At 42.4% G+C, this 13,050-nt stretch carries 14 protein-coding genes and 1 pseudogene; 5 read left to right on the top strand and 10 right to left on the bottom strand.

Annotation, left to right across the window (positions count from 1 at the left end):
- Positions 1 to 2: 2 nt before the first annotated feature.
- From CYP64_RS04725 to CYP64_RS04690, 7 genes and pseudogenes are all read right to left on the bottom strand, one after another.
- A complete protein-coding gene (locus CYP64_RS04725; RefSeq protein WP_103648869.1) occupies positions 3 to 1,328 on the bottom strand; it encodes an aminotransferase class V-fold PLP-dependent enzyme in 1,326 nt (441 codons plus the stop codon).
- 182 nt (positions 1,329 to 1,510) lie between these two features.
- Complete coding sequence (locus CYP64_RS04720; RefSeq protein WP_002951016.1) at positions 1,511 to 1,699, bottom strand: hypothetical protein; 189 nt, start codon at positions 1,697 to 1,699, stop codon at positions 1,511 to 1,513.
- Between the two features lie 27 nt (positions 1,700 to 1,726).
- Positions 1,727 to 2,494 carry a winged helix-turn-helix domain-containing protein gene (locus CYP64_RS04715; protein ID WP_103648868.1) on the bottom strand — a complete coding sequence of 256 codons (768 nt, stop codon included), beginning with the start codon at positions 2,492 to 2,494 and terminating at the stop codon, positions 1,727 to 1,729.
- Positions 2,487 to 3,269, bottom strand: coding sequence for a formate dehydrogenase accessory sulfurtransferase FdhD (fdhD, locus tag CYP64_RS04710; RefSeq protein WP_103648867.1), 783 nt, complete (start codon positions 3,267 to 3,269; stop codon positions 2,487 to 2,489). The genes CYP64_RS04715 and fdhD overlap by 8 nt, the downstream gene beginning before the upstream one ends.
- Positions 3,270 to 4,402: 1,133 nt before the next feature.
- Entirely contained in the window at positions 4,403 to 4,567 is a 165-nt protein-coding gene (locus tag CYP64_RS10450; RefSeq protein WP_369008329.1) for a helix-turn-helix domain-containing protein, read from the bottom strand.
- 141 nt (positions 4,568 to 4,708) lie between these two features.
- A pseudogene (locus tag CYP64_RS10290) lies at positions 4,709 to 4,840 on the bottom strand (type II toxin-antitoxin system RelE/ParE family toxin); the annotation flags it as partial.
- 245 nt (positions 4,841 to 5,085) lie between these two features.
- Entirely contained in the window at positions 5,086 to 6,243 is a 1,158-nt protein-coding gene (locus CYP64_RS04690) for a tyrosine-type recombinase/integrase (protein WP_103648866.1), read from the bottom strand.
- A 400-nt stretch (positions 6,244 to 6,643) separates the two neighbouring features.
- Between CYP64_RS04690 and CYP64_RS04685 the strand changes: the two genes are divergently transcribed.
- From CYP64_RS04685 to CYP64_RS04665, 5 genes are read left to right on the top strand one after another with little or no spacing between them, the layout of a single operon-like run.
- Entirely contained in the window at positions 6,644 to 7,129 is a 486-nt protein-coding gene (locus CYP64_RS04685) for a PepSY domain-containing protein (RefSeq protein ID WP_103648865.1), read from the top strand.
- A gap of 50 nt (positions 7,130 to 7,179) precedes the next feature.
- Positions 7,180 to 7,569, top strand: coding sequence for a hypothetical protein (locus CYP64_RS04680; RefSeq protein WP_103648864.1), 390 nt, complete (start codon positions 7,180 to 7,182; stop codon positions 7,567 to 7,569).
- Positions 7,563 to 7,910 carry a hypothetical protein gene (locus CYP64_RS04675; RefSeq protein ID WP_103648863.1) on the top strand — a complete coding sequence of 116 codons (348 nt, stop codon included), beginning with the start codon at positions 7,563 to 7,565 and terminating at the stop codon, positions 7,908 to 7,910. The genes CYP64_RS04680 and CYP64_RS04675 overlap by 7 nt, the downstream gene beginning before the upstream one ends.
- Positions 7,911 to 7,949: 39 nt before the next feature.
- The gene (locus CYP64_RS04670) at positions 7,950 to 8,609 is read left to right on the top strand and encodes a response regulator transcription factor (protein ID WP_103648862.1); all 660 of its coding nucleotides are present in this window, start codon (positions 7,950 to 7,952) and stop codon (positions 8,607 to 8,609) included.
- On the top strand, positions 8,593 to 9,948 hold the full coding sequence (locus tag CYP64_RS04665) for a sensor histidine kinase (RefSeq protein WP_103648861.1): 1,356 nt from the start codon (positions 8,593 to 8,595) through the stop codon (positions 9,946 to 9,948). Before CYP64_RS04670 ends, CYP64_RS04665 begins: the two co-directional genes overlap by 17 nt.
- A 497-nt stretch (positions 9,949 to 10,445) precedes the next feature.
- Here CYP64_RS04665 and nifB read toward each other — a convergent pair whose 3' ends face one another.
- From nifB to CYP64_RS04650, 3 genes are read right to left on the bottom strand one after another with little or no spacing between them, the layout of a single operon-like run.
- A complete protein-coding gene (gene nifB / locus CYP64_RS04660) occupies positions 10,446 to 11,273 on the bottom strand; it encodes a nitrogenase cofactor biosynthesis protein NifB (protein WP_103648860.1) in 828 nt (275 codons plus the stop codon).
- Positions 11,273 to 12,085, bottom strand: coding sequence for a 4Fe-4S binding protein (locus CYP64_RS04655; protein ID WP_103648859.1), 813 nt, complete (start codon positions 12,083 to 12,085; stop codon positions 11,273 to 11,275). Before CYP64_RS04655 ends, nifB begins: the two co-directional genes overlap by 1 nt.
- Positions 12,078 to 12,938, bottom strand: coding sequence for a substrate-binding domain-containing protein (locus tag CYP64_RS04650; RefSeq protein WP_021090879.1), 861 nt, complete (start codon positions 12,936 to 12,938; stop codon positions 12,078 to 12,080). The genes CYP64_RS04655 and CYP64_RS04650 overlap by 8 nt, the downstream gene beginning before the upstream one ends.
- Between the last annotated feature and the right edge of the window lie 112 nt (positions 12,939 to 13,050).

The raw sequence follows: 13,050 nt of genomic DNA, 5'->3' as shown, positions 1-13,050 counted from the left end.
AGCTAAATTTTCCCGCCGAACATCTCATACATCGCCTTTTCCTCGCCCCAAAGGTCACGGTGCTTTTTGATGCAGGATTTTATCGCGCCCGTGAGATATAGCACGTCCTGCTCGGTGTGCGTGTAGTGCAGGCTCACGCGCACGAAGCCAGGCTTGCTCTCTGGCATACGCCCCTCCTTGATACCCAGCAGATCGTGAGCGTACGGCCCCGCGCACATCACGCCCGCGCGCGTCTGGATACCGAAGTCATTGCTAAGGCTCGCGGCGAAATCATACGCCGAGACGCCGCGCACGTTAAACGAAATTATCGGCAGTCGCGGCGCGCCCTTCGGAGAGTAGTTTATAACCTCGTCAATGCCTGCTAGCTCGCGCTCAAAAAGCCGTGCGAGCTCGTCCTCGGCGTTTTTTATTTGCTCGAAGCCCACCTCGTTTCGCAGCGCGTAAGCCAAATTTGCCCGCATAAGCCCGATAATAGGCGGCGTACCGCCTTCTTCTAGCTGCTCGGGATTTTTCAAAAACACGTGCCCTTCGCGGCTAGCGTAGGCGACCGTCCCGCCCGCGGCAAACGTCGGTACATCGCTGTTAAGCAGATCCTTTTTGATCGCCAAAAGCCCACAGCTTGCAGGCCCTCCCAGTAACTTATGCGGTGAGAGGAAAATCGCGTCGAAATGGTCGCAATCTAAATTTGCGTGCGAGCTTAGCGCCGCGCAGTCAAAGGCCACGATACCGCCCGCGGCCCTGATTAGCTCGCTGATCTTTTTGTAATCGCTGATGACACCCGTGACGTTTGAGGCGGCGTTAAACGAGCCGATGATGCGGCGTCCCGCGTTAATCTTCAAGATACGCTCAAGTGCTAGCAGATCGATCTCGCCGGACTCGCTAAGCGGCACGCGCATGTAGTCGCAAAGCCCCTCGCGGAAGCTAAGCTCGTTTGAGTGGTGTTCATACGGCGAAACGAGCACGAGCGGAAGCCGCGCGGCGCGTAAATTTGCCTCGCCGATCGCGCCTCTGGTCGCAGGCGGCAGGTAGATGCCGAGTATCTCTTGAAATTTCTTGATCGCAGCCGTCGCGCCCTGTCCGCAAGCGATGAGACAAAACCGCTCGTCAAGCCCCAGTAGCTTTTTTAGACTCTCTCTCGCGCCCTCGTAGCGCCGCTGCGTGATGATCGCGCTTGAGCTACTGTCGGAGTGGGTGTTGGCGTAGGTTTTTAAAATTTCGCCTATCTCGCGCTCAACGGGTCCATAAGCAAGCCCCGAAGCGGTGTAGTCAAAATAGCGCACGCCCGGTTTTAGTATGATTTTTTTTCGTATTTCGTCTAAATTTGCCATTTTTACTCTTTAAATTTGATGCGGTAATTATATTAAATTTTCGCAAATTTAGGGCTTTTGCGGTGGAAACGATTTAGTAAATTTGGAGATTAAATTTGAGCAAGCTAAATTTAACCGCAAAGCGGCAAATTTAACTTGATAAAGCACAGAAGCGCGAGCCGCAGAAGCTCACGACCATTTTATTATTTATTTATAAAATTTTTCTCTAGCCACTCGATGGCTTTTGCCTCGGTTTCGAAGCGTCCGCTTTTAGCGACCTGATTTTGCCCCTCATAGAAGCGAATCCTGATACCGTCTTGGACGCTATCTACCTTTATTCTAGTTATCTTGTCTTTGTTTAGATAGACCCTATCGTTTAGTTTTACGTACATTTTTTCTCCCTTAAATTTGATGTGGTTTTATTTCTTTTTATCGTTTGCGTCGTCTTTGGCCGAGTCCTTTTTCTCGCCGTCTTTTTTCAAAAACAGCTCCTTAAAGCGCTTATCCGCAAAGTCCTCGATGTCGTTTTGTAGCTGCCTATAGGCGTTTATGAGCTCATGCGCGCGCTCGTTTAGCGTCGTACCGGCATTTTCGCCGCCGCCTTGCCTAGTCGTAAAAAGCTCCTCTTTTAGATTTTTTTGCAAAATTTGCAGATGAGTCCAGCATTTTTTATAGTTCATTCCTAGGATTTCGGCGGCCTTTGAGATCGAGCCGACCTCGGCGATGACGTCTAGGACTTCGGTTTTGCCCTTACCGAATATCAGCTCGCCCTCGTCGTTTTCTATCCAAGTTTTGGTTTTTACTCTCATCTTTTTTCCTTTCTTCTCCTTAAAACACCTCAGCTGGCAGTATTTTACGTCGATTTTATAGTCTTTTAGCGTAGAGCGGATCGTCTTTAGCCCCACGCCCGCAGCTGCGTCTCTAGCGTCTTTGCACAGTATTCTGCCCTTTTCGTCGGTCATTTGTTTTAGCTGCGTCATCACGGTGTATTTGCCGCGTCCGTTTTCTAGCCCGCCAAACTGTCCCAGCTCGCAGTTGTCGATCTTTACGCCCATTTTTTCAGCCTCGTCGCTAACCTCGCCGATCTCTACGCCTAGCTTTGCGGCGATCTTAAACGCCGCGCCGCAGTCTAACCTGCCCTTTGGATTTAACAGTTTTGTTATCAGTTCGCGGATTTGCTCACTCATAGATTCTCTCTGCGCCGCTATACACGTTTATGTTTTCGCCGCGAGCAAAGCCGCACAGCGTTAGGTTAAATTTACGCGCTATCACGACGCCAAGACTAGTCGGAGCCGTACGCGAGACGAGCACTGGGATGCCGTGCATGACGGCTTTTGCGACCATTTCGGAGCTGAGCCTGCCGCTCACCATCAAAAACGAATTTTGCAGCTGCGCGCCGGCTAGTATAGCTTTGCCGACGGCTTTGTCTATGGTGTTATGCTGAGCGATATCCTCGCCGATGTAAAACTGCTCTCCGTTCACGAAAAGCTTAGCCGTATGCACGCAGCCCGTCATCTCATAAAGCTCGCACTGCGTGTAAAACTGCCCCATCTGGTGCAAAATTTCGTCTTTGTTAAATTTGACGTCGGCCTTTATGGAGCGCGCCGCCATAGCCCCCGGGTCGATATTTGCCGTCGAGCTGCGTCCGCAGCCGCTGATTATCACCTTTTCCTCGTCAAACTGCTCGAGGCGCTTTTCGTTGATTTTAGCCTTTACCCGCACGTTTAAAGCGTCGCTTGAAAGCTCTATGCTCTCGATATCCTCAGGGCTTGCGATCAAATTTTCGCTGATTAGGTAGCCAGCAGCTAGAGCCTCCTGATCGGTCGGAGTCGCCATGAGCGCGCCGAAACGCTTGCCGTTTATGTAGATCTCAAGCTTGATCTCGCGCACCAAAATATCATCAACGACGCTTTTTTGCGCGCCTTTAAATTTGGTGATTTGGGTCGTAAAAATAGGTTGCATGATTTTCCTTAATTTTTGCGAAATGATAGCTTGAAAATCTAAATTTATGATTTGATTGTAGTGAAATCTTGCTTAAATCAAGCAAAAACTTAAACGTATTTTAGCGCGTTTTTATCGGTATCTGATGATGATTTGTATATGCGAATTTAGCATATATCTTAAGATATTTTTGACCACGATTTTATCATTATCTATTATTTGCATAAGAAATGAAGGAATAATAAAAAATAGCATAAGGCTAGAACGAGATCGCACATAACTTGCCGCATATGTAGGTTAAATCTTGAAAAATCATAAATATAATTTGCGGCCTGACGTAAGACCGAGAAGGAAATTTATATTATAGAGTCGAGTCAAAAAACTAATTTTGTCAAGCCGTATTTTACTGTTATATAGCCCGTGCATGACTCAAACACGCCGACCGTATATAAAAAGCCCTTAATTATATTCATTAAGGGCTTTTTATATGAAAACCTAGACATTTTGCCGATGAAAAATCATTTTCGAGCGATAAAGTTTCGTCTAAGTTTTTATATTTTTCTTTTGCTCTGCCAAAGAAAAATATTGGCCGTCTGCTAAGACCTTACAGCAAACTCAATTTGAGTTTGCTAAGTAAGTATATTAACATATTGTCTTATGTGGGGGTTGTTTATTCTTGATGTTTTGATAAATGATATCAAGTTCTAAGACTGCATTATGGAATTTGAAGCGATTGTCTTTTATTAAGTTAAAGTAAATTTTGGTTTATACGGAAATTTATTTTTGTTTTTTATTTGGTATTTTAGTACAAATTTTAAAAAATGAGATTTTGTTGGTTTTTATATAGCATAAATAAAGATTAAAGTAGATATTGTTTTTTGAGTAAGAAATAAAAATCAAAAAGAAGAGTATTTTTGTGCGGGATTAAGATTGTTTAATAAAACAAGCATCGCTATAATATAGTCGTATTTATTTTTGTAGTCGTATTAAAAATCTCGATTTTATCGTGTTAAAAATATATTTATACCCTAACGATCTTATTTCTTTCCAAATTACTAACAGTCGTATTTGCAAAAAGCCCCGATTTGATAATCAACAAAGCTTAATATTTTCTTCTGTATTGACTTGAGTATTTGCTAGATAATTAATCTCACTCAAACTATCGCCACTCTTTTGTCGCAAGCTTTTATGTAGTTAAAGAATGTTTTGTATTTGATATTATACGCTCCGCTTTCTATTATGGCTACAGCTGATTGGGTTATGCCCATCCTTTTAGCTACTTCGCTTTGAGTTAGTCCGGCTTCATTTCTAGCGTCTATTAAAGCTTCTATGGCTTTATATTCGTCCTCTAACGCATCGTATTGCGCTTTAAATTCCGGATTTTTTAGCTATTCTTTTAAAACTTCTCTAAAATTAAGGGTTCCCATCTTTAAACTCCTTTAATCTTTGTTCTGCCAAATTTAGTATGCTTTTTGGCGTCTTTTGCGTTTTTTAACAAAATTTAGCAGGATTATTATTCTTTTGCCGATTTCATAACAATATATGCTTCTAGCTATACCTTCATCAGGCTTTATGCGTATCTCAAACAATCTGCCTTTTAGGCTTTTGGTATACGGTGCTCCTAAAGTATTGTCATGGTTTCTAAGAGCTCGAACATTTTATGGCTTCGTTGTCTAAGTTCTACGGGTAATCCTAGGAACTCGTCTTTTATGGCTTCGTTTGCAAATTTTACGCTCCGTATTGCAATCCTTCTCTATAACTAAGCCGTATACCATATATGATATAAATTGCGGTTTGTTTTATATACTTATTGCTGAATAAACAACTTGATATAAAATTATTCATACAACCTCTCCACCATCTCTCGCCCACTGTCCGGCATTAGTTTAGCGTATCTTAGGGTATGATTGATGTCCGAGTGGTTCATTAGCTTTTTTATCGTTAGTATCGGAGTGCCCTTTATGGCAAGATGCGAAGCGAACGTATGCCTAAGGGTGTGAATGACTACTCTATTGGTTGCGTCGCTTATATCTAAATTCTGATTAAAAAGCTTATTTAGTAACGGCTGTAAGACGTTTTGGATAGTGGCTTTTGGCTTATTTACTAAAAAATCGTTCGGGGATAGGGCGGTATAAATTTGATTTATCATTTCTAACGCCCTTTTGCTTAAAAACCCTGTATACGTGCTCTTTGTCTTAAAGTCGCTTATAGCGACCGACTTGGTCGATAGCGCTAAATCCTTTTTATTGATATTTAAAATTCCTTCTAACCTAGATCCCGTACATAAAGCAAGCTCAACAAACAGCCCTAGGGCGAAGTCTTTCTTGCCCGCTACTTCTTTGCGTAAAAGTTCTATCTCGATAAGCTCCAAAAACCTTTCTCGCTTGTTATTTGGTTTTTTTAGCTCTATTTTGTACGGGCTAATATGATCGATAAGGTCATTTTTTATAGCGTGATTAAAAATCGTCCTAACTATACCCATTATGGCATTTATGCGAGATTGCGATAATTTACGTTTGGTTTTAGGAGAGATGATTTGAGAGATATCCTTATGGTGCTCGCTTATCGTCTCTGGCGTTATCTGTGTCGTGACTAGACCGCCTAACTTATCCTTATGGTAAATTTCATAATCTCGCCTTTGCTCTTTTATATTGATGGCGTTATCAGGTTCTTTTTCTAGTTTAAAATTAAAAAAGGCGTCTGCGATCTCATCAAATTTAAGCGAGTTTTTGTTATTCTTGGCAGCTATTTTCTTGGATATGCTATCGGGAAGCTCTCCGTTTCTTTGTTTGGCGTCGAATTCTTTCTTTTTGTTATACGCGTAGGTTATATTTACGCCTTCGGATTTTGATCCAATTTTAATGTTGGCCTTTTTACCCTCAAGCGTAACTCTCATATAAAAAACCACGTCGCCGCTAGCTAGATTATTAAAGAAAATTCCCGGATATTTATTGACTCCGAATGATGAGTTGTAATTTTTAAGTTTTCCTGCCATAATACCCCCTAAATTTGTTCCCTATTTGTTCCCAAAATTTGTAAAAATGCATGATATTTTAGGGATTTATAGAGTATTTTGGAGTGTTTAAGAATTATATATTTTTGAACCCAGCATCCGGAGCCATTTATATTTAAAGATCCTTTTAAACTCCCGATTTTTACGATATTTCAAGAACTTTAAGTTTTCTTATTTTTTGTAATTTTTCTCTTTATTTCAACTCAGGTTTATTTGCTGTTTCAAAGTATATCGTTCTGATTTGCGGTCAAAATACTATTAGATATTAATCTTTGGCGAAGTTAAAATAAATTTTCCTCCATTCATTCTAGCTTCATTTAAGACTTTTATAATGCGCTCATCCAAACAAAGAGTTGGAAATAAAAAATAAAAAGGACAAACAATGAACAAAGTATTAAGCGCAGCTGTTTTAGCAGCGATTTTAGGTGCCACAGGCTTACAAGCGGCTATCACATATAATGATGCCTTAAACATAGCGGAGAAAAACTTCCCAGGCTCAAGCGTCAAGGATATCTCAGTAGATGTTAAAAAAGGAACAACCTTTTATGAGATAGAGTCTTTCAAAGATAATGTAAAAAAAGAGATCAAAATCGACGCAAATAGCGGTCAGATCGTAAAACAAAAGGATAAAAATAAAAAATTGATCCTACCAAATGAGGCGATAGACTTTTCAAAGCTCACCCTCAATATCGACGAGGCCGTAAATAAAGCGCTCGCCATTGAGGCTGGCTGGAGTCTTGATGAGGCGGACCTTGATAATAAAAACGGCACTTGGATCTACAAGGTCGAGCTTAAAAAAGGCATGAGCGAGAAAAAAGTGATAATAAACGCTCAAACAGGTGAGATCATCGGCAACTATACGAAGTGATCTTGTGCGCCCAGAGAAATTTGGGCGCTAAATTTAACTAAGGAAAAAAGATGAGCAAAAATACGGATCAAAATTTATACGAGAAAACTAGCGGGCGAAATTCGGAGGAAAATTTGAGCGCGAATTTTAACGAAAACGCGGATGAAAATTTAAACGCAAATTTAGACGGCGGCGCGAGTGCGGCGAGCGAAAGCGCTCTAAATTTAGATGAAAACGGCGAGGAAAGCACGGCCGAAAATCCAAACCGAATTTTAGATGAAAGCGTCGAGCAAAATTCCGTCGAAAGCGGGGCGGAGCAGGGCTGCGAAAATTTAGATCATAACGCGAGCAAGGCAAGCGAAAGCGCGGAAAAATATGCGGGGGCGCCCCGAAATGCAAAGCGCAAAATTTATTTAAAAAAGCGCTCGAAATTTCGCTGCAAAGCGCAGCCGGCGTGCTAGCTTGTGCCGGTAAGGCTGGAGAGTGGCTGGGAAATTTGGCGAACGAGCTAAAAGATGAGGCCAAAAAGGCAGAGCTTTCAAAGGTAAATGAAGAGCAGGCTAAATTTGACGGCGCGCAGATCATCTCAAGTGATCTAGTCAAAGATATCGTCGCTAAACACCTAAAAACAGAGGCTGGCAATGTTGAATTTGGTCAAATTTATCTAGGCAAGATGGAGGCGTTTAACAAAGCTAGCAGGGAGTATTTTTACGAGGCGAAGGCTAAATTTAACGACTTTTTATATTGTTTTAAAATAGCAGCCGGCAACGGAGAGATACTTAGCCTAAAAATAAAGAGTTAAATTTGATAAAATAGCGAGCAAAACCAAAAAGAGGCAGGGATGAAAATTTTAGTCGTCGAGGACGAAATGGACCTAAATAGCGTCATTACAAGGCACCTAAAGAAAAACGGATATAGCGTTGATAGCGCGTTTAACGGCGAGGAGGCGATGGACTTTACCGCCGTGGCGCACTACGATCTCATCGTGCTTGATCTTATGATGCCAGTGATGGACGGACTTACATTTTTGCAAAGATCGCGCGCCGCAAAGCTAGCGACCCCTGTGCTGATACTAACGGCAAAAGACGATGTGGACGACGTTGTAAAGGGGCTTGACGCGGGCGCGGATGACTACTTGGTCAAGCCATTTGACTTTAAGGAGCTGCTAGCTAGAGTGCGCACGCTCATTCGCCGAAACAGCGGCAATGTGGCTAGTGAAATTTGCGCAGGTGAGCTAAAGATCGACCTTTCTAAAAAGTCAGTCGAATTTAGCGGCGAGCAGATCGAGCTAACTGGCAAAGAGTATGAAATTTTAGAGCTTTTGATGCTAAACAAAGGCAGAATTTTAACCCGCGACCAGATCAAAGAGCACGTCTGGGACTTTGACTACACGGGCGGCTCAAACATCATCGATGTGCTTATAAAAAACATAAGAAAAAAGCTTGGCGAGTGCGAGGCGATCCAGACTAAAAGAGGGCTTGGCTATGTTGTTAAGGATTAAGCAAGCGCTTGCAAATATCCCAATAACCGCGCGCGTAACGCTTTGGTACTCGTTTTTTATCATCGTTATCGTGGCGGCTCTAGTTGCTATCTCGGCGGTCGTGGCGGATGAGGTTTTTGAGGACGTGAGCCAAAAAAAGCTAGCCAAATCAGTTACCAAAATAGCCAACGATATGGATGAATTTGAGCCATACGATGATGGGATATTTTTTATAAAATATAACGCAAAAGGCGATGTGATCGGTGGTTTAGCGCCAAAGCGCTTTCAAATTTCACTTAAAATGAACAGCGGTGCGGTGCAGCTTTATGAAGAAGGCGAAAACCGCTTTTACTACTACGATATCGCAGCTAAAGGCAAAGATGTCTGGGTCAGAGGAGTGATAAATGCAGAGAAATTTTTCAAAAAAGAGGGGCTATTCTTGCTGACCCTTGGCGTCTTTGTGCCGGTTTTATTTGCCTTTGTACTTTATGGTGGCTACAAAACGATAAAAAATGCCCTAAAACCAGTCGCCACGATGTCTAAAACCGCCCTTGAGATAGGCAGCAGCCGGGACTTTTCAAAGCGTATTGACCTACCTGCTGGCAAAGACGAACTGCACGCGCTTGCGAGCGTTTTTAATTCAATGCTTGACTCGCTAGAAAAGGTCTATCAAAGCGAAAAACAGCTCACCTCAGACATCTCGCACGAGCTGCGAACACCACTATCTGTCATCATGGCTGAGAGCGACTATGCAACTAGTTACGCGCAAAATTTAGACGAAGCAAAAGAGTCGCTAGAGATAATCGCAAGACAGTCAAGAAAGATTAGCTCGCTGATAGATCAAATTTTAGAGCTTTCAAGACTGGAAGCTGGCAGAAATTTGGAGCTAAAACGCATAAATTTAAGCTCTATCTTGCAAAATTTAGCCACAGACTATGAGAAGCTAGCAGGCGCAAAGGGGCTAAAATTTAGCTGCGTGGTAGCGCCAGATGCTCAAATCCTTGGCAATGAGCTGATGATATCAAGGCTCGTGGATAACTTTTTAAACAACGCACTAAAATTTGCCACAAGTAAAATCTCGCTAAATTTAAGCGTCTCAAAAATGCACGCACTTTTATCTATAAAAGACGATGGTATGGGTATCTCGCAAAAAGATAGCGAGCTAATCTGGAATAAATTTTATCAAGCTGATAGCTCAAGAAACAAAAGCCTAAACACAGGTAGTGGTCTTGGTCTTGCTATTGCTGTAAACATCGCTAAAATTCACGGCGCAAAGCTTGGCGTAAAAAGTGAAGCTGGAGCTGGAAGCGAATTTTGGGCAGAATTTGAGCTTGTAAATTTAAAGCAAGTGAAAATTTAGGCAGTTTGCTAAGACAAAATTTATGAAATAGCAAATAAATACGAGTATAAATTTAAACGCCGCATAAAACGGCGTCTATATTTTTAAAACAAAGTTAAAATCATAAACTTTTATAGAAATTTCATGATTAGGTTGCTTCAAAAAGAGCTCTTAGGGCATGCTCATATCATAAGCTTCAATTCAACAAAGACTATCAAAACTACGAGATAGATGAAGATAGCAACGCTTATTCTATAAGTTGGTAAAGTATTAAGATGTGTGATTTAAAGCTCACTTAAAAAGCTTTTAAAAGAGTTTGTAAAAAGATGTTTTGCAAAGCAATGTAAAGAAATTTTCGCCATTTTGATTTTGAACAAAGCTTGCTCTAACTACGAGTTAATCACTCTTTCCTATGCTTTTTATAACTTTGATATCTAACAAAATTTACAAAATTTAGCCCAGAGCCACAAACCAAAAACCAAAAATGCAAAAGGCACTAAATTTAGTGCCTTTTATCTCTATCTTTCGCCAAGTTTGCCGCATGCATCAGCGCGACACCTACTGCAATGTGACATTTGATTTATGTCACTACCTATTGATCTACGGATGCGGTGGATCTCATCAGTTGAAGGGGATTTTAAATTTTCAAAAGGCGTATCATGCACCGGTATCATCGCCATGCAGTTCATTATGTCAGCTCCCCACTGCTTTGCCTTTGCCGAGATGCTTTGGACGTGATCCATATTGACCCCAGGGATGACTACGGTGTTTATCTTTACTAGCATACCAGCCTCTTTTAGCTTGCGGATGCCCTCGTCCTGGCGTGCTAGCAGTATCCTAGCAGCCTCTTCGCCGTAGTAGTTTTTATCTTCATATCTCACCCACGAATATACCTTCGAGCCAACATCTGGCGTCACGGCATTAACAGTCACTGTCACGTGGCTCACGCCAAGGCGCACGATCTCATCAACGTGCTCAGGCAGTGCTAAGCCATTAGTTGATAGGCATAGCAGGACATTTGGGAAGTGGGATTTGCACTTTTCAAAGGTCGCTAGCGTCTTGTCAGCGTCGCACATCGGATCGCCAGGTCCAGCGATGCCGATGACTGAGATGTCTTGTCTAAATTTAAAGAGCTTTTCTAAAAATTTCACTGATTCATCTGGAGTTTGCACCTTTGCTGTTACGCCAGGGCGATTTTCATTAGCGCAGTCATATATGCGGTTGCAGAAGTTGCACTGGATGTTGCAGTGTGGGGCAACTGGTAGATGCACGCGTCCGTAGTTGGCGGATGCTTTTTTGTTAAAGCATGGGTGATTGTCTAGTTCAGCCTTAGTGCGAAAGATCATTAGCTCTTTTTCCTTCCAAATTTAATAGCATTTGCATGGCAGACATTTAGACAGTCTCCACAGTTTGTGCAGTTTATCTCATTAGGTCTTGTCCCCATCTCGCACTTGCGCAAGCACGCGTCACAGTCGTCACAAGCACTAGTTTTATAGACACGAAATATCGAAAATCTACGCAAAATTTCAAGTACGCCGCCTGATGGACAGACGAAACGACACCAAAGGTTAGCTACAATTAGCGAGGCTAGCATAACTGAGATGATGACTGCTGTGCGAGTGACCCACTCCCATTCGCCAAAGCGAAGTGATAAAGTGACGGCAGTTAGGTACTCATCGCTCGTTCTTATAGGTATCATCATGCGTGGATTGCCCCAGACGAAATAGACCCAAAGGCTGATTGCTATGGTAGCTAGCATGCCTATTTGAGCGATTATTAGCTTTTTGCTGCGAATTTTTAGCTTGAAAAATGCAAATTTACCAAGCATTTGATTGACAAAGCCAGCTGGACAGACCCAGCCACAAAATGCCCTACCAAAGAGGATGACAAGCGCTGGGATAAATAGCCAAAATCCAAAAAATAGCGACGTGATCCGCCCCCAACAGGTGATGATAGGGCAGTTTTGGCAATTTACAAAAGGCACTACAAAAGGGCATCTAAAAATGCCATAATACGCCCATTGTCCGATGCCTGCTATAAAGATGAGCTGCACTAGGCGTCTTATCTTTGTTGTGGGAGAGTTTTTACTTTTCTTTTTTAAATTTACGTTACCGCATGCACTGTTATTAGAGCATGCGCTATTACAGATACTACACATCTTTTACACCAAACCTTTCTATAAGCTCTAGCCCACGCGCTGAATAAATGGAGGTAAAGCCATGCTTTTCAAAAATTTCTTGCCCCTCGGTGCCGCAAACAAAGTCTGCAAAGTCATTTGCGAGCCTTTCATCTTTTACATATTTCATTATATTTAGTGTAAAAGTGAGCGGTCCAGGCGGGATGAGCTTTTCATCGATGGGCATATATTCGATCTTGTCTTTAAACCTATCGTGCGTTGTTAGGCGTTTTTCGATGATCGAAGCGTCGCCCTTGCCATCAACTAGCTCGCACATCATATTTATGACGCATGATCCGTTTGCGACCATGTTTTTCATCACCGCATCAGTTAGGTTTGAGTTTTTTAAGATCCCTTTGACTGGGCCACTACCAGGGGGCGATGATCTAAGAGGCAGCATCACTCTAACTCCTGGCTCAGCAAGGTCCTTTAAGTCGCGAATGCCAGCAGGGTTGCCTTTTGGCACGACTAGGACGTAGTCGGTAAAGCATAGCGGTCTAAAGTGGAGGCTAAGACCAGCTTTGCGAAGTTTTTTAGAAAGCTCTAAAACCCTTGCTCCAAAGAGCTCGGTCGTGCTTTGAAGTGCTAAAAGCGACTTGCCAAGAGCACCAGCAAATGCGCCAGTGTATTGGATATTGTGCCCTGTTCTTGCCTCGTAAATGGCATTTAGCTCATTAAATGCTTCAGATAGGCCACCGCACGACCAAACTTGAAGCGAGTCAGACTTAAAGGGCGTAAAGCCAGCTAGCATCGTTTGCGGAGTGGCAACAGCAGCTGTGGCTAAAGCACCTTTTAAAAAGCCACGGCGTGATATACCGGTTTGTTTTAATTCCATGAAATCTCCTTTTGGGATTTAAGAAATGTAAATTTGATATTTTCGGCACGCGAAACTTATGAAATTTGACTTTTGAAATTTGCAAAAATGGTAGTTGAAGGTAAATTTATGC

The organism is Campylobacter concisus (genome assembly GCF_002913945.1).
In the GTDB taxonomy this organism is placed as follows: domain Bacteria; phylum Campylobacterota; class Campylobacteria; order Campylobacterales; family Campylobacteraceae; genus Campylobacter_A; species Campylobacter_A concisus_P.
The sequence above is the reverse complement of the archived record's forward strand: the minus strand, read 5'-3'. Positions and strand labels throughout refer to the sequence as shown.